16 protein-coding genes are annotated in these 16,434 nt (G+C 41.6%); 3 read left to right on the top strand and 13 right to left on the bottom strand.

The features are described 5' to 3' along the window. Positions 1-630: 630 nt before the first annotated feature. Positions 631-1,386, bottom strand: a complete 756-nt coding sequence (locus BM358_RS10630; RefSeq protein ID WP_028541274.1) for a helix-turn-helix transcriptional regulator — start codon at positions 1,384-1,386, stop codon at positions 631-633. A 118-nt stretch (positions 1,387-1,504) separates the two neighbouring features. Here BM358_RS10630 and BM358_RS10625 point away from each other — a divergent pair, with 118 nt between their 5' ends. Further along, the gene (locus BM358_RS10625; protein WP_028541275.1) at positions 1,505-3,421 is read left to right on the top strand and encodes a right-handed parallel beta-helix repeat-containing protein; all 1,917 of its coding nucleotides are present in this window, start codon (positions 1,505-1,507) and stop codon (positions 3,419-3,421) included. 196 nt (positions 3,422-3,617) lie between these two features. Here BM358_RS10625 and BM358_RS10620 read toward each other — a convergent pair whose 3' ends face one another. The 5 genes from BM358_RS10620 to BM358_RS10600 are packed head-to-tail and all read right to left on the bottom strand — an operon-like array spanning position 3,618 to position 7,574. Beyond that, positions 3,618-4,583, bottom strand: coding sequence for a zinc-binding alcohol dehydrogenase family protein (locus BM358_RS10620; protein ID WP_028541276.1), 966 nt, complete (start codon positions 4,581-4,583; stop codon positions 3,618-3,620). Further along, on the bottom strand, positions 4,580-5,215 hold the full coding sequence (locus BM358_RS10615) for an ABC transporter permease (protein ID WP_028541277.1): 636 nt from the start codon (positions 5,213-5,215) through the stop codon (positions 4,580-4,582). The genes BM358_RS10620 and BM358_RS10615 overlap by 4 nt, the downstream gene beginning before the upstream one ends. Next, positions 5,212-5,982 (bottom strand): ABC transporter ATP-binding protein, encoded by a 771-nt coding sequence (locus tag BM358_RS10610; protein ID WP_025723011.1) that lies wholly within the window; start codon positions 5,980-5,982, stop codon positions 5,212-5,214. The genes BM358_RS10615 and BM358_RS10610 overlap by 4 nt, the downstream gene beginning before the upstream one ends. 14 nt (positions 5,983-5,996) lie before the next feature. After that, entirely contained in the window at positions 5,997-6,908 is a 912-nt protein-coding gene (locus BM358_RS10605) for a glycine betaine ABC transporter substrate-binding protein (protein WP_028541278.1), read from the bottom strand. Between the two features lie 9 nt (positions 6,909-6,917). Next, positions 6,918-7,574: an ABC transporter permease gene (locus BM358_RS10600; RefSeq protein ID WP_023988624.1), complete on the bottom strand. Its 657-nt coding sequence runs from the start codon at positions 7,572-7,574 to the stop codon at positions 6,918-6,920. A 131-nt stretch (positions 7,575-7,705) separates the two neighbouring features. On the opposite strand from BM358_RS10600, the gene BM358_RS10595 reads away from it, so the two are divergent. Further along, positions 7,706-8,059, top strand: coding sequence for a winged helix-turn-helix transcriptional regulator (locus BM358_RS10595; RefSeq protein ID WP_023988623.1), 354 nt, complete (start codon positions 7,706-7,708; stop codon positions 8,057-8,059). Between the two features lie 182 nt (positions 8,060-8,241). Here BM358_RS10595 and BM358_RS10590 read toward each other — a convergent pair whose 3' ends face one another. Both BM358_RS10590 and azlC read right to left on the bottom strand, forming a co-directional pair. Beyond that, the gene (locus BM358_RS10590; RefSeq protein WP_023988622.1) at positions 8,242-8,574 is read right to left on the bottom strand and encodes a branched-chain amino acid transporter permease; all 333 of its coding nucleotides are present in this window, start codon (positions 8,572-8,574) and stop codon (positions 8,242-8,244) included. Then, complete coding sequence (azlC, locus tag BM358_RS10585) at positions 8,555-9,286, bottom strand: azaleucine resistance protein AzlC (protein ID WP_023988621.1); 732 nt, start codon at positions 9,284-9,286, stop codon at positions 8,555-8,557. Before azlC ends, BM358_RS10590 begins: the two co-directional genes overlap by 20 nt. A gap of 107 nt (positions 9,287-9,393) precedes the next feature. Here azlC and BM358_RS10580 point away from each other — a divergent pair, with 107 nt between their 5' ends. Then, positions 9,394-10,785, top strand: a complete 1,392-nt coding sequence (locus tag BM358_RS10580) for an aminotransferase-like domain-containing protein (RefSeq protein WP_028541279.1) — start codon at positions 9,394-9,396, stop codon at positions 10,783-10,785. Positions 10,786-11,009: 224 nt separating this feature from the next. Here BM358_RS10580 and BM358_RS10575 read toward each other — a convergent pair whose 3' ends face one another. From BM358_RS10575 to BM358_RS10555, 5 genes are all read right to left on the bottom strand, one after another. Then, on the bottom strand, positions 11,010-11,429 hold the full coding sequence (locus tag BM358_RS10575; RefSeq protein ID WP_028541280.1) for an ester cyclase: 420 nt from the start codon (positions 11,427-11,429) through the stop codon (positions 11,010-11,012). Positions 11,430-11,674: 245 nt separating this feature from the next. After that, on the bottom strand, positions 11,675-12,028 hold the full coding sequence (locus tag BM358_RS26435; RefSeq protein WP_231517165.1) for a beta-xylosidase family glycoside hydrolase: 354 nt from the start codon (positions 12,026-12,028) through the stop codon (positions 11,675-11,677). Positions 12,029-12,372: 344 nt separating this feature from the next. Then, positions 12,373-12,681 carry a hypothetical protein gene (locus BM358_RS10565; RefSeq protein WP_025723019.1) on the bottom strand — a complete coding sequence of 103 codons (309 nt, stop codon included), beginning with the start codon at positions 12,679-12,681 and terminating at the stop codon, positions 12,373-12,375. 120 nt (positions 12,682-12,801) lie between these two features. Beyond that, positions 12,802-14,652 carry an ABC transporter ATP-binding protein gene (locus BM358_RS10560; protein ID WP_028541282.1) on the bottom strand — a complete coding sequence of 617 codons (1,851 nt, stop codon included), beginning with the start codon at positions 14,650-14,652 and terminating at the stop codon, positions 12,802-12,804. Next, positions 14,645-16,408: an ABC transporter ATP-binding protein gene (locus tag BM358_RS10555; RefSeq protein WP_023988614.1), complete on the bottom strand. Its 1,764-nt coding sequence runs from the start codon at positions 16,406-16,408 to the stop codon at positions 14,645-14,647. The genes BM358_RS10560 and BM358_RS10555 overlap by 8 nt, the downstream gene beginning before the upstream one ends. Positions 16,409-16,434: the final 26 nt, after the last annotated feature.

Below are 16,434 nucleotides of genomic sequence, written 5' to 3'. Positions count from 1 at the left end.
TGACGTACCAACCGCAGTGCCCTTTGCTGTTAAAAGTATAAATTTTTAGAAAATTCATAACTTTGGAACTATTTTTTTTCACAAAATTTAATGAACCGAAAACACAAAATAGCAAGTCTCTAAGTTGCAAGAGACTTGCTATTTTTAAGTTTTGGCGACTTGACCCTTAAGAATGAAGTGAATACTGCCACAGCGAACGTACCGGAAACATTTGTTGTGTGATGTATACTGTGTACGAATCGAATCGTTTTTGTTGCCGAGCGCATCACAACCGAGTGAGCTTCTGCCCTGTGACCAGACAGGAAACGAAACCTTTGAAACCACTCACCAGATATCCTGATAAGCCCTCGTAAATCACGGCTTTTAGATGACAAGGGATTGCCGCAGCTGTTCACATTAACCGATTTAAAATGGTGTGCGTCATGTAGAAAAATTCTTGGTAATTGGATGGCTGCGTTTATGGATTTTCTAATTTATTGCTAGCAAAACTTTGGATTAGAAGGATCGTAAATTATGATCTGAAGATTGTTGAGAATTAATGATTATATTTTCAACATAATCACCAGCTAGTTTAAGCTGAAGGTCAACAAAGTGCTCAACGCATTCACCTTATGCTTATGCCGTTCTTCTTTAGTCCATTGCTCGATATTCTCTAGGCGCTCTCCTGGTTATTTCCTTGAAGTTACGATGAAAGGTTCTTAAATTGTTATAACCACACTTGATTGCAACTTCACCAATCGCCTGCTGGGAATTTTTCAGCAAATAGCATGCCTGTGAAATCCGATAATGATTTAAGTAGTCCGTGAAGGTGATGTTCATTTGTTGGACAAACAACTTTGATAGATAAGGATAGTCATACTGCAGATATTTTGCAATGTCTTTTAATGTGCAATCAGTAGAATAATTTTCCTCTACATAAAGCAGCATCTTATAGAGCACCTTTGTCTGAGGTGATTGCTTAACTAGGGTAAACGATTTCTGATTTATCAGATCAGCACAAACAGCATATAAAAAACTTTTCTGGCTATAGATTGAATTCAGCTTACTAAAATCAATAGCTCTCTCCAAATGCAATGCACTGTCATTTGGAATTAAGCCTTTTAAATTCATAAAAAAGTCGCCGATCAATTCTGGCGAAAAAAGGATGATTGTAATATCAGAGTAATCGATGGTCTTAAATTCATGCATTTGATTTGTAAAGATAAAGACCAGATCATTTTCCTTCAAAAGATACTCTTTTTGATCAATGGATACATATAGCTGTCCATCATTAACATAGATCATTTCATAAGCGCGGTGAAAATGAAGGGGAAAGCTATAATTCTTCAATGGAAAAAAATGAAAGAATTCTTCCCCCTCCATTCCATGTTTTTCAAATAAGACCATACAACTCTCCTTTGCCAGAACACTAATATTGTCTTAAAGTGTACTATATTTTGGATAGAATTAACAAATATTATTTCCTATAATAAAATAAATTGAATTTAAAGGAGGATATAAGACTATGGAGTATCACGTAGCAAAAACTGGTTCAGATCACGGCCAGGGGAGTCAGGAAGATCCATTTCTGACAATCAATAAAGCAGCTTCTGCTGCTGTGGCAGGAGACACGGTTATTGTCCATGGAGGGGTATATCGTGAATGGGTAAAACCAAAATTTAAAGGATTAAGCACCAAGAGAAGAATTACTTATCAAGCTGCAAAAGGTGAAAAAGTAATCATTAAAGGCTCTGAGCATATTCAAAGTTGGCAGCATGCAGAAGGGAATGTTTGGAAGGTTGTATTGCCGAATGAGTTTTTTGGTAACTATAACCCATATGCTCTTGAAGTGTCCGGAGATTGGCTCGTAACAATTGAGGAAACCAAGCATTTAGGAGACGTTTATTTAAACGGTATGTCTTTTTATGAAGTCAGCCGCTTTGAACAACTGATCGATCCGAAGGTTACAACAGAAGTATTGGACCACTGGACAAGAAAAATGGTTCCTGTTCATAATCAGGAACAGACAAAATATGTCTGGTTTGCAGAAGTGAATTCTGATAATACAACCATATATGCGAATTTCCAAGGCGCTGATCCGAACAGAGAATTTGTTGAGGTTAACGTTCGCAGATCTTGTTTCTATCCCCAAGAGACAGGGATTGATTATATTACAGTAAGAGGCTTTGAAATGGCGCAGGCCGCAACACCATGGGCACCTCCGACAGCGGATCAGCCTGGACTGCTTGGCGCCAATTGGAGCAAGGGTTGGATTATTGAAAACAATATCCTTCACGATGCTAAATGCAGCGCCATCAGTATTGGTAAAGAAGCCTCCACCGGGCATAATTATCGCTCCGTCCGGAAAGACAAACCCGGATACCAGTACCAGCTTGAATCTGTCTTTTCTGCTGAACGTAATGGCTGGTGCAAGGAAAAAATCGGCTCCCATATTATCCGTAATAATACGATTTATGATTGCGGTCAAAATGGAATTGTGGGTCACTTGGGCGGTGTCTTTAGTGAAATTCATCACAACCATATATATAAAATTGCTCTGAAACGTGAATTCTACGGTCACGAAATTGCAGGAATCAAGCTCCATGCAGCCATAGATGTCCAGATTCACCATAACCGTATCCATGACTGCTCTTTAGGATTATGGTCAGATTGGCAGACACAGGGAACAAGGATTAGTAAGAATTTATTTTATAGCAATAATCGTGATTTGTTTGTTGAAGTAAGCCATGGGCCATATATCGTTGATCACAATATAATGGCTTCTGAATATTCTTTGGACAATGTGTCACAGGGTGGAGCTTACATAAACAACCTAATCTGCGGTAAGATGAATCATTGGAAAGAAATGACACGTTCTACACAGTATCACCTCCCCCACAGCACCAAAATCGCAGGTTTTTCTTTCATTTACGGCGGTGATGACCGTTTTTATAATAATATTTTCATTGGAGCTGATGGATTAGAAGGTGTCGGAACGTCCCATTATAAAAACCACACGGCTTCTTTAGAAGAGTATATTGAAAACGTACACAAAAATCCCGGAGACGCTGAAATATTTAACTTGGTGGAACAACCTGTTTATATTAATAACAATGCGTATTTGGCCGGAGCAGAACCGTTTGAAAGAGAAAAAGATAAGATAGTTGACAAAAGCTTTCATCCAAACTTCAGAATAGTTGATAAGGGAGAAGAAGTTTATCTTTCCTGTGAATTACCGGAAAATTTCGATGTTTTTCTAGGTGAAGTACATTCAACAGCAACATTAGCACGGGTACGTATCGTTGACGCTGAATTTGAGCGCCCCGATGGTAGTGAAGTGATCCTGGATACTGATTTGTTGGATATGCAGAGAGTAGAAAAGTCTCCAATAGGGCCGATTACACTTTTGAAAAAAGGTAAAAATTATATTAAAGTTTGGTAATCCCTTATAGAAAAAGCCTTACACCTCTATAAATTATGGTGTAAGGCCTCTTTCACTGATATCGCTTGAATATTTTTTCGAATATAAGATTTTTGAATTTAATTTTATTAATGATCTGGCACATTTAGGCTTGCATCACGTTCTAGAGAACATCAACAACGATGTGTCACTACCCTTGAAATCTTAATCTTCTGAACTAATCGTTCAAAATTACGATCTTACCATTCGCATCATTACTCTCCATTAAAAGATGAGCTTCCCGGATTTCTTCTAGCTTGAAAACTTTAGCAATCGGCGGAACAATTCCATGTTCTTTAATATGATTGAACAGGTCGATTAGTACGTTTTCTTTGATAACTTCACTTGTAAATGCCGTAAAATAAACACCTGTCGGTATATCAATTAACGGTTCAAAGGAATCAAGTGTCCATTCATTTCCCAGTATCCCTGACATGCATAAGGTCCCTTGCTCTGAAACCAGTTGCAATGATTCCTTTATTGTAACGGTACCGACCAACTCCAGGACCTTGTCTACGCCATTTGGAGCGATTTTATAAACTTCTTTTGTAAAATACTCATCATCGAGTAAAGCAAAGTCTGCTCCAGCCTGCTGAAGATATGCTAGCTTTCCGCTGTTCCGAGTGGTTGATATGACTGTGGCGCCTGTACTTTTTGCTAGCTGAAGGGCAGCCAGACCAACAGAACTCGTCCCACCGCGAATGAGAAGCACTTCGTCAGCAGTTAATTGGAGACATTCGAATAAGGACGCATACGCCGTATAATACATTTCTGGAATTGCAGCGAGCTCAGTCCATTTCATTTCAATTGGAATGGAATAAACCTGTTTTGAAGGAATCAAAACATATTCAGCATAACTTCCATCAAATTCTCGGCCTAATCCCCCCATTAATGAAGCAACACGCTCCCCTTTTTGAAATGTGCTGTCAGATGGATCTTCGATCTGCCCTATGCATTCAATACCAATAATCCGTGGGAATTTGACGGATGGGGAATGTCCCTGTCTTGTAAACATTTCAGAGCGGTTTATTCCAAAAGCTTTGATCTTAACAAGTACCCAACCTGGTTTAACTTTGGGGATTGGAACTTCTTTTATCTTTAGTTCTTCAGGTTTACAGGCCCTTTCCAGTACAACAGCCTTCATAAAAGTGATCTCCCCGATCCAATGTAGATTCGTTTTTCAAACTGAATGAATACTGCATTCGTTCCAATAGCGAGACACGCTGACAATACACTTCCCCACAGAATCTTATCTATATTCATGGTTCGTAAGCCATCATTTAATATCGAGCCTAATCCGCCTGCATTTATAAATGCTGCTATAGTCGCCATTCCAACCGTAGATACGGATGCTAGCCTTAATCCTGTAAAAAGAGCTTTGATGGCCAAAGGCACACGAACATGAAGCAATACCTGAATACGGCTCATACCAAGCCCAGTGGCTGCCTCAATAATAGACTGTTCAACATGATTCAAACCTGCAATAAACTGACGTAGTAGGATATATTGGTTATATGCTATGAGCACGGTAATCGCTGTCGTTTTACCCAAACCTGTCACGGGGATCATGATTGCGAACAGGGCCAAGCTGGGAATTGAATAAAGAATCGAAAAGATATAAATGAGTAACCTGGATATCGTTTCTGAAGTCAGGGCTAAAATTGTTAAGAGTACTGTGACGACAATGGAGATCAGCATGATCACAATTAGCATCTCCACATGCTCCAGTAATACAATTCCTAACTTATCCGGATGCTTAATGGCATATTCGATCACTTTAACCCCTCCCAGAAACGTTCTTGCTCTCTTGAAGATTGAATAAGCGATGCGACAAATTCATCTGCGGGATGAGCAACAATTTCTCTTGGCGTATCAAACTGACAGGCTTTACCTTGATTCATGATTATTACCCTGGTTCCCAGCTTAAATGCTTCATTGATATCATGCGTTACGAATAGGAAGGTTTTCTTAACTCCCCCATGAATCCGCAGAAGTTCATCCTGCAAATTTAGACGAGTCATGGCGTCTATGGCTCCAAAAGGTTCATCCAATAACATTGTATTAGGATTTGTTGCTAAAGCCCTAGCTAGTCCAATTCTCTGTTGCTGACCTCCCGATAGTTGAGAAGGGTAACGATTTAGGTAGTTTACTGGATCTAACCCAACCAAAAGTAACAATTTGTGCACCATTTCATCCACCTTCGTTTTTTCCCATTTCAAAAGCCGGGGCACAGTAGCAATATTTTGTCCAATGGTCATATGAGGAAACAAACCCACTTGCTGAATAACATAGCCAATTCTTCTCCGTAGCGCTACAGGATCAATTTCAGCAATGTCATCACCAAATAGTTTTATCTTCCCTTGGGTAGGTTCAATTAAACGATTTACCATTTTCAATAGTGTGGTTTTTCCTGATCCGGACGAACCCAGTATGGTTATAAATTCGCCTTCCCTAATAGACAGATTGACATGATCAACAGCTAAGTCATTGGAGTTTGCGTATGTTTTGCACACATTTTGGAATTCAATTGCTATAAGACTCATGTTATCCCCCACACTCATTTAATTGAGTCATAAAATTCTTTTGCCACATCTTCATATTCTTTTTTATCCACGTCCACTTTTGCATTCAAGGCGGTTACCGTTTCCGTATCCAGCGCCGCACTCACCTTATTAATAACCTCAGCTATCTCTGGATTTGTATCCAGCACATTATCACGAACAACAGGAGCCAAGTTATACGGAGGCCATACTTGTTTGTCATCTTTCAACAGTGTGAACTGATCTTTATTAACTAGTTGCCCTTCTGTTGTGTAAGCTGGGGCAACATCCGCTTCATTGTTTTTAAGCACTTCATATTTCAAGCTGTTATCATATACTTTAGATGACTTCCAATTGAACTTACCATACACTTTCTCTAGAGCTGGAATTCCGTCTGCACGTTGGTCAACTTCTCCTTGTGAGGCGAATCGAAGCTTACTTACATGTTTTTGTAGATCAGTAATTGTAGTAATTCCTAGATTTTTAGAAACTTCCGAACGAATAACAAGTCCTGCTCCATCATTTGCTTTAGAGTAATCTAGCCAAGTAATTTTAAATTGCTTTTTATATTCTTCCTTAACTTTCTTATAAACCGCGTCAGGATCAGTGAGCATATCTACTTTCAATATGGATAATAAACCGGTACCTGTATATTCTGGATACATATCGATATCGTTGTTAACAATAGATGAATGGATAACGGAGCCCGCAATATTGGGTACTCGCTCTACCTTATATCCCGCACCCTCTAAAGCCAAAGCGTAAAGTTCACCCACAATCAAATTCTCAGTAAAATCTTTCGTACCGATCCGTATCGTTGCTGCTTTATCTTCAGCATTTTCTGTTTTATCACCACATGCACTTAAAATGAGCGACAATACAAGAAAAATTGAAATTGAAAAATACAGTTTTCTCTTGTTTCTAGACATATCTTTTACCTACCTTTTCAAAAATCTATATTTAAACAAAATACGCTCGGACATATCAAGCATTACCCCGACTGTAATTGCTAAAATTCCCACCGAAAACCCACCAATCAAAAGTAAATCCACTCGATTAAGTCCTAAACCAGTAAAGATGATTTCCCCTAATCCACCCGCTCCTATTTTGGCAGCCAGGGTAGCACTCGCAATGACCTCAATGGCAGCTATTTTAATCCCTGTCAGAATCATTGGCGCAGCTAATGGGAATTTGACTCGCCACATTACCTGTTGTTCTGACATACCCACTCCATGAGCAGCTTCAAGCAAAAAAGAGGGAACAGACTCTAAACCGGCTATCATATTCATTAATATAGGAGGAATTCCCAACAGTACCAGGGCAATTAAAGCTGGTTTTGTTCCCGTCCCCATAATAGGGATTAGAAGGAGTAGAACAGCTAAACTAGGCATAATTCTTAGAACTTGGAACAAGGATACGATCCATTTCTCTGTTCGTTTGTACTTACAGGTTACATAACCCAACACAATTCCAATGGAGGCAGAGCAGAGTAAAGCTAGTAAACTTATTATTATATGCTCTTTCCCAGTAGCTAAAAAAACATGCATGTTATTTGAAAAGTAGGCTGTTAATTGCATCCATAAGCTGTCATTCAAGGTTTCTCCACCTTTCGTTTAATTTGCTTTTTCCTCGACCGCTTTATAATATAAGCAATATAATCGTTTTGAAAGTAGGCACCTTTTTATTAGATAGGAACCAAAAAGTAACTATTGGAGGATTAGACCGAATGATTACAAAAAAAGAGTTGCCTCTTTGTCCGGTGGCGACAACGGTTGGACTTATAGGAAACAAATGGAAGTTGCTAATAATGAGAGACCTTTTGAAAGGAACCAAACGTTTTGGTGAACTTCGTAAAAGTATTCCAGAAATCAGTCAAAAAGTTCTAACAGAAAATTTGCGGTCTATGGAAGAGGATGGTATCGTCATTCGAACCGTGTATGCCGAAGTACCACCTAGAGTCGAATACAGCTTGAGTGATTTAGGGAATACTTTAAGACCCATCATTAATGTTATGGAAACGTGGGGTTTGGAATATCATAAGCTCAATGAGGAAATTCCTCGTAACATGAAGGATTCTTAAAAAACTGAGCCCGATTAAGTGTTTTGAGGACGAGAATGACAAGCCTTTGAATATTTTAAAAACAACGGAGGACTAAGGTTAACATTAGTCCTCTTGGGTATTGTTCGTGCAACTGATAGTCACTCCAACTATTTTGTGTAAAGTTTCAATAGCTAACCTGCAACAACGGAGATGATCAACTTTTAGAATATAAATTGGACCAGGAACATATAGAGCAGTGTACCGCCAGCGATGGATATCAGCATGTTTCTTCTCCAGAGATGCAGCATAATAATGACGACAATGGAAATCAATTCGGCCACACCATGAGACCCAGAGAAAAAAGTGACATCCTTAACACTGTAAATGACCAGCAGTCCTAAAGCTGCCGAGGGAAGCACTTTGCCGAGATACTGTACATATTTAGGTGTGGGACGTCCCGAAGGGAACAAAATAAATGGAATAAATCGGGTCATTATCGTTCCCAAGACGACCATTCCTATCGTTGTGATGTTCTCAAACAAAGTCATGGACATCGTGTCTCTCACCTGTCTTTCTATCTAGTGATTTTCTCATGAAGGAGAGCACGATAAGAAGACCTATCATAGATGGAACGATGAAATTTTCGCTATTAAAAATAAGCAGGCAAAGGACCGAAATTCCCAAACCCAACAATGCACTATGATGTGTGCTCTCTTTCATCCATTGTTCAATAAAGATCACAACAAAGAGCGCCGTCATCACAAACTCAAGCCCCTCCATATTAATGCGCACCAGAGATCCGAAAAATCCACCAATGGCAGCGCCAAATACCCAGTAGCTATGATTAAGCAGGGTTACGAAAAACATATACCATCCCTTGTCGACTTCTTTGGGGATGTTTGCCGTGTAATTAATTGAAAACGATTCATCACATAGTCCAAAAATTAAATAGAACTTTTTGAATCCGGTGCCTCTGTATTTTTCAAGCATGGATATGCCATAAAATAAATGCCGTGCGTTCACCATTAAGGTCATTAGCAAGGCACCTAGTGGATTGAACGGACCGAGCAGTAAATGCACTGCAACAAATTCCATGGATCCGGCAAAAATAAATAGGGCCATAAGGATCGCATACCCCGCACCAAAGCCAGATATATTCATAAGAATGCCGTAGGCAATCCCTAGAAACAAGAATCCAGCCAGTATGGGAAGTGTGGAAGGGAAAGCTGATTTAAAGGCCAATTGAAGCTTACTTCTGTGTATCATCGTTGCTACATCTCCTTGACAAGATTACATTTCTTCGTTAGTTTAGCAATGTAAATCCATACAATCAATGATACAATTGTATGCATTACAATATTGTGAGGTGTGCTATGCCATTTAATTCGTTTGAACATTATCCGATGTCGTGGAAACCTGACAGGGATAGATTGCAACGACCGCTTTATCGCTCTCTCGCCCTATTGCTGGAACATGACATCAGACATGGCTTTTTGGCTCCGGGTACAAAACTTCCCCCTCAGCGGGAGCTGGCCGATTTTTTGGATGTGAACTTCACAACGATTACACGCGCATACAAGCTTTGCGAGCTTAAAGGATTAATTCATGGTGTGACCGGAAACGGCACCTTTGTTTCAGCCAACGCGGCTCGGTCGGTCACCATTTCAAAAGATCCATCCTCAAACGTACATATTGACCTTGGTTTTGTTGCCTCATTTGAGCAAACCAATGATCTGGTTACTGAGGCCTTAAAGCACGTGGTAGAGAAAAGTTATCTGGAACAGCTATTGAATTACAATGATCCTGCAGGTATCCCGCATCATAAACTGGCTGCTCTCAATTGGATGAAGGCTTTTGGCATCCAGGCCGATACTGAACATATGGCGATCGTTTCAGGAGCCCAAAATGCATTAGCTATTACACTCTTAGCACTGTTTGAACCCGGGGACCGAATTGCGGTTGACCAGTATACGTATGCCAATTTTATTGAAGTATCCAAAATGTTTCGTATCAAACTAGTTCCCATTTCAGGGGATGAGTATGGTATGTTACCTGAAGCTCTGGAAGACCAATGTTCTCAATCGAATTTACATGGTGTGTTTTTAATGCCTTCCTGCGCTAATCCCACGACCATTGTAATTCCGGAAAAGCGAAAAAAAGAATTAGCTCAGGTCATTCAAAAACATCATTTGATCCTGATTGAGGACGACATTCATGCCTTTTTGTCAGCGGACATTATAGATCATTATGGTCAGCCGATGTATCAGCTGCTCCCTGAACAAACGGTTTATATTTGTAGCACCGCCAAATCCATCTGCTCAGGTCTTCGAGTGGCCTATATCGTGTTTAACGAAGCATTCAAAGACACAATGATGAAGGCCATATACAACGTCAACGTCAAAACATCCTCTTTGGACGCAGAGATCGTAACTGAGCTGATTCTGTCAGGAAAAGCAAATATGATTGTTACGAAGAAAAAACAATTGGCCGAGACAGCCAACCAGTTATTTGCTGAATTCTTCCCAAATACTCTCCACGGGGGACATCCACTGAGTTTTTATCGATGGCTACGTTTACCAAAAGTTATGCACGAAGCTTATTCTGAAGGTTTTTTTCTGGAAAAAGGGGTTCGTGTATTTCATTCCAATCGATTTCTGAGCGGTGGGAATGCAGAAGAAAATTATCTAAGAGTAGCGCTTTCATCCACTAGTTCTTTAGAGGAATTAAGAAGAGGATTAGAGATTTTAAGAGAGAGCCTCGAATGAATTGATGTCTTGATGCGTATAGCTACATTCAAAGGCTCAGGCATTATTTTATTTATATTTCATAACAAAGTACGAATGTTCACAGCACAAACAGTGTATGTCTTTTATTCGTCTAAAATGGAAAGCTTCCCTATGTAGCTTCCATTTTAGACGAACATTTGTCCTACTTAGCTACATATCCATCGAACAAAGAACACCATCAGATGTCGTATTGAAATGAACCTCTACGAACTTGGAACAGCGCCAATTTGTTGAAGTAATCCAAGCATATCGGGTTGACCATATTCTTCTACAATTTGCCCATCAGAGAATCGATAAAAATTCATCGCTTGAACCTCGATGGTTTTCCCTGTTGGAGGAAAACCGAAGAAACTGCCTTGGTGCGTACCTCGCATAATGAATCGCGCAGCTACCTTATCGCCTTCAGCAACCATCTCCTTCAGTGTCCATTGGATATCAGGGAAGCCAGTTCGCATCATTTGGATAATTGCAAGATATCCATCCGGTCCCTTCATCGCATCTTCCCGTGCTGGGACATAGAAAATCGCATCTGGGGCAATAAGTTCTTCTGCTAGCTTTACGCTAGCCGTATTTATGAACTCTGTAAACCGGTGCATCTGTTGTTTATTCGCTTCAATTGTCATTCTCAAATTCCTTTCAAAATTTTTTATCCTTTTCGTTTCGTGCCCATCACCATTGAAGTAAAAGGTTCCTGCTTGATCAGTAAATCTCCCTCACACATCAATATCATAATTGATAACTAAAGACTTCAAAGTTACGATATTAATTTAACTTAGGTTTTCAAATTCATAATAAGTTCGCTCGTGTTTTTTGTGAAGTAGGCACCTTAATGTTCTATAGTAACCATTTGGTAACTAATAATACTTATTTATTCATTCATTTCATCAACATTATATTCGAAAAAATCAAAATCAGCATATTGTTGATGTTTAACACGATCGGCACAGGTCAAGCCAACAAAACTACCTGTAAACTCACCATACTTGCTATATTCATCAGAGAATATCGTGGTATCTAAGCCAATTCCAATAGCTTCATATTCTTTACCGTCATAACTCCTGAGCGACTGAAAATATGTTCCTGCATAAAAGCGAAGTGTATACGCAATATTGCTGTAGGACGTAATCGGATTGTTCGCTGCCTGGTCCACATCCTGGGAGTTTACCGTCAACGGTTGTTCGCTAATTTTCCAGCTTGAACTGCCTCCCGTAATGAGAAACAACGAAATATCTCTAACATAGCATACGTTTCCCCTTTCGTTGATCCAGCTGTTAAGTCTCTTAGCATCCAGCCAATGAATATGTATTTTGTGGTAATGGATTGTTCTTCCCAGTATATTGACATATCAGGTCCTCCGTTTTCCTCACATCTACCAATAAGAGGCGATCAGCGGATGAAGTCTATCATTTTGTAGCTTTACTATGTCCACTGCAGTTACGTGGTTAACAAAAATGCTGACATCTATGTAACTCGATGTCAGCAGTCAGAAATCAGCACTGTCCATTGCTGTAAAGATACACTACGAAGTCAATAACCTTCAGTAGAATAAAAATAGTGAATAGTTCTTCACCCATCCACCACATCTGCTTGCAAATCTGTTGCAATTTCAATCATCTTAGGCACGACAGCCTCATCGGAAATAGCCACATACACATCCCCCATGTAATGGCGAAAAGGTATTTCTACGTCAGCATACTTCCACATGAAAAAATCTCCCTCAATCGACATGGTGCTCTCAGCACCTTGTATGATAAGCACTCGTGAATACGAAAAGTCTGGCTGGGATGCAAAGTAATCTTTGCACTCCTCCAGGGAAATGGATTGCTCCACCGGACTTTCCTGCATGGAACGGGTGATTCGAAAACGCTGGTTCATTGATCTGCCTCCACAATTATGATTAAGAAATTCTGGCTTTCATACCTTATAATGTCCACATGCTGATGTCAATGCTGATGGAACTATATGGATATTTATTATGCTTTCAAGCAGTTACTTTTAGGATGCATGTTCAAACTGACTGTTGTATAGATCAGCATAGAAGCCGCCTTTAGCCAGCAATTCCTCATGGTTACCCATTTCGATAATGTCACCATCCTTCATGACCAGAATCAGATCCGCATTCTTGATCGTCGAAAGTCGGTGAGCAATCACAAAGGAGGTTTTCCCCACAGTCAGCTGGTCCATCGCTTGTTGAATCAGCAATTCCGTACGCGTATCAACCGAGCTTGTGGCCTCATCCAGAATGAGCATGGGTGAATCTTCAATCATCGCTCTTGCAATGGTAATCAATTGCTTTTGACCGGCGGAGAGATTGGCTTTGTCGTCCAGCACTGTATCATAGCCCTGCGGCAGTGTTTTAATGAAGCTGTGCAGCCCCACCGCTCTACTAGCAGCTTCCACCTGCTCATCGGTAACATGATCTTTGGAAAAGACGATATTGTCACGAATCGTTCCTTCGAACAGCCAGGTATCCTGAAGCACCATACAGAATAATTCATGAATATTCTCACGCGTTAATTGGCTGATCGGGGTTCCGTCAATGTAGATTTCTCCATCGTTCAGCTCATAAAACCGCATGAGCAAATTCACGAGCGTGGTCTTACCAGCACCTGTCGGACCAACAATGGCAATTTTCTGACCAGCTTCAGCTTTCATGGAGAAGTCCTTGATAATCATACGATCTGTATTATAGCCGAAACGGACATGTTTGAATTCGACATCCCCTTTGGCGGTGTCCAGCTTTATGGTCTTGTGACGCTCATCTGCCAATTCTTCTTCACCCAGAAATTCGAATACACGTTCACTGGCGGCAGCCGCCGACTGCAGATTGGTTGCGGCCTGTGCCAGCTGCGACAAGGGCTGTGTAAACAGACGAATATACACCATGAAGGCGACAATAGTTCCGATAGTTATAGTCTGTTGGTTGACCAGCAAAGCTCCCACGACACAAACCGCGACATAACCAAAATTTCCAATGAACATCATGACTGGCATCATCAGACCAGACATGAACTGGGACTTCCATGCATTTGTATATAGGCGGCTGTTAATGCCATGAAACACTTCCTTGGCTGCTTGTTCCCCGTTATATACCTTGACTACGTTATGACCAGCATAGGTTTCTTCGATATGACCGTTGATCTGGCCAAGCTCCGCTTGCTGTGCTACAAAGTATTTCTGTGAATGCTTCATAATCACGCTCATCAGGCAAAAGCCGATCAGCGTAGCTACAATTCCGGTAATGGTCATGATCCAGTTTGTATAAAGCATCATAATCAAGGCGCCCACGAAGGTAGCCAGTGCACCGACAAGCGTGCCGAGACTGTTGTTTAACGTTTGTCCGATGGTATCGACATCGTTGGTTACGCGGCTAAGCACATTACCGTAACTCGTAGAGTCAAAATACTTCAAAGGCATATGATCGATTTTTCGAGACAGCTCTGTCCGCATCTTCTTTGTAAGACGCTGTGAGACGGTTGCTGTAATGAAGCCCTGGAAATAGTTAAAGATAAGACCAAATCCATATAAAAGCGCCAATACAAGAACAATCTTCTGAACAGCACTTACATCAATCCCGGTTATGATTCCTTCCTGAATCAGGTTGGCAATATCACTGAGCTTATCCGGGCCAATCACGTTGAGGGTGGAGCCGACCAGGGCCAGTACCATAGCTAGTACAATCATAGGCACATAGGCCTTGCTGTAGGATACAAGCTGGCTGATGGTCTTTTTAAAATTATTCGCTTTTTCACCAGCACCCTTGCCCCCCGCAGGGCCTTTACCCATGGGACCTCCTTGATTCATTTTCATTTGCTGGCTGTCGACGGTGTGTTCATTCTTATCCATGTATGAGTTCCTCCTTCGAAAGCTGCGAATATGCGATCTCCTGATAGGTGCTGCAGTTCGTCATCAGCTCTTCATGCGTGCCGCTCCCTACAATCTCTCCCTGGTCCAGCACGATAATCCGATCAGCGTCTTTGATCGTACCTATGCGCTGACCAACGATAAGTGTCGTAGCGTGGCCGGTTTCTTTTTTGAGAGCGGAGCGCAGAATCCGGTCTGTTCTGTAGTCTAGTGCCGAGAAGGAATCATCGAAAATATAAATCTCCGGCTGACGGTAGATGGCACGCGCAATGGACAGCCGCTGCTTTTGACCACCGGACACATTCGCTCCACCTTGCGAAATTCTACCCTGATATTGACCATCCATTTTTTCGACAAACTCCGTTCCTTGAGCAATACCAACGGCTTCTTTGACAAGTTTCTCCGAAGCTCCTGCTCTTCCGTTATCACCGTACGAAACGTTGGATACGACCGTACCGTTGAACAGTACAGCTCTCTGAGGAACATACCCGATTTTGTTATGGAGTGCCTGCTGATTATAGTTCCTGACATTCACACCGTCCACGAGTACCTCTCCCTCGGTCACATCATAGAAACGGGGAATCAGATTGATCACGCTGGTTTTGCCGCTGCCTGTAGCGCCAATAAAGGCAACCGTCTCGCCTCGTTTCGCCGTGAAGCTGATGTTGCGAAGCACGGCCTCCTCCGCGTCCGGATATTTGAAGCTGACATTACGGAATTCCACTTGCCCCATAACGCTCTCTTCTCCAGTCGTCTCATGCCCATTAACGATGCTGGATTCGGTATTCAAAACCTCCATGATCCGTTTGGCAGAGATCGAGGCGCGAGGCATCAGGATGAATATCATACTTACCATCATAAAGGCCATAACCACCTGCATTGCATAAGAGGAGAATACGACCATATTGGAGAACAGCGTGATGCGGTCTGGTACGGCCGCCCCGTTAATCAGGTAAGCGCCGATCCAATAGATAGAGACACTCAGACCTGACATAATAAAGGTCATACCTGGGCCAATCATCGTCATTAAACGGTTCGCAAACAGGTTTGTATTCGTCAACTCGACGTTAGCCTGCTCGAACTTCTCCTGCTGATACTGATCTGCATTATAAGCGCGTACTACCCGAAGTCCGATCAGATGCTCACGTGTTACCCTGTTCAGATTATCGGTGAGACGCTGGATTCTCTGGAAACTTGGAAGAGCGAAAACAACAATGACACTTAGCATCAGGATCAGAGCAGCCACGGCCGCTCCTGTGGAGGCGGTCCACTGCCAGTTTTTATCTGCAATCTTCACAATGGCCCACACGGCCAGAATCGGTGCCTTGATGATCACCTGCAGCCCCAGCGCAACCACCGTTTGAATCTGCGTAACATCGTTCGTGGAGCGGGTAATGAGGCTTGCCGTCGAAAAGTTGTTCATCTCTTCCATCGAAAAGGATAAGGTCTTGTCAAAGACCATCGCACGCAGACGCATAGCCAGCCCTGCAGCCACCTTTGCCGCGAAATAGCCCACAATAATAGATGCAATCATACTGCCGACGGCACAAAACAACATGTAACTGCCGGGAATCAGCAGTTCGGACACAGGCGTTCCTTCCGTTTGCAGCTTGGTCGTAATTTCCGCCATATAATCAGGTAGCTTCAGATCAAGCCATACCTGCACAACGATGAAGGCTAGGCTGCAAACCACAAGCATCCATTCATTTTTCTTGAGATATTTGAATATCTTTAGCATTCTGTTGCTCTCCTTTTATCTGATAG

This window comes from Paenibacillus sp. cl130, assembly GCF_900116035.1.
Classification (GTDB): Bacteria; Bacillota; Bacilli; order Paenibacillales; family Paenibacillaceae; genus Paenibacillus; species Paenibacillus polymyxa_B.
The sequence above is the reverse complement of the archived record's forward strand: the minus strand, read 5'-3'. Positions and strand labels throughout refer to the sequence as shown.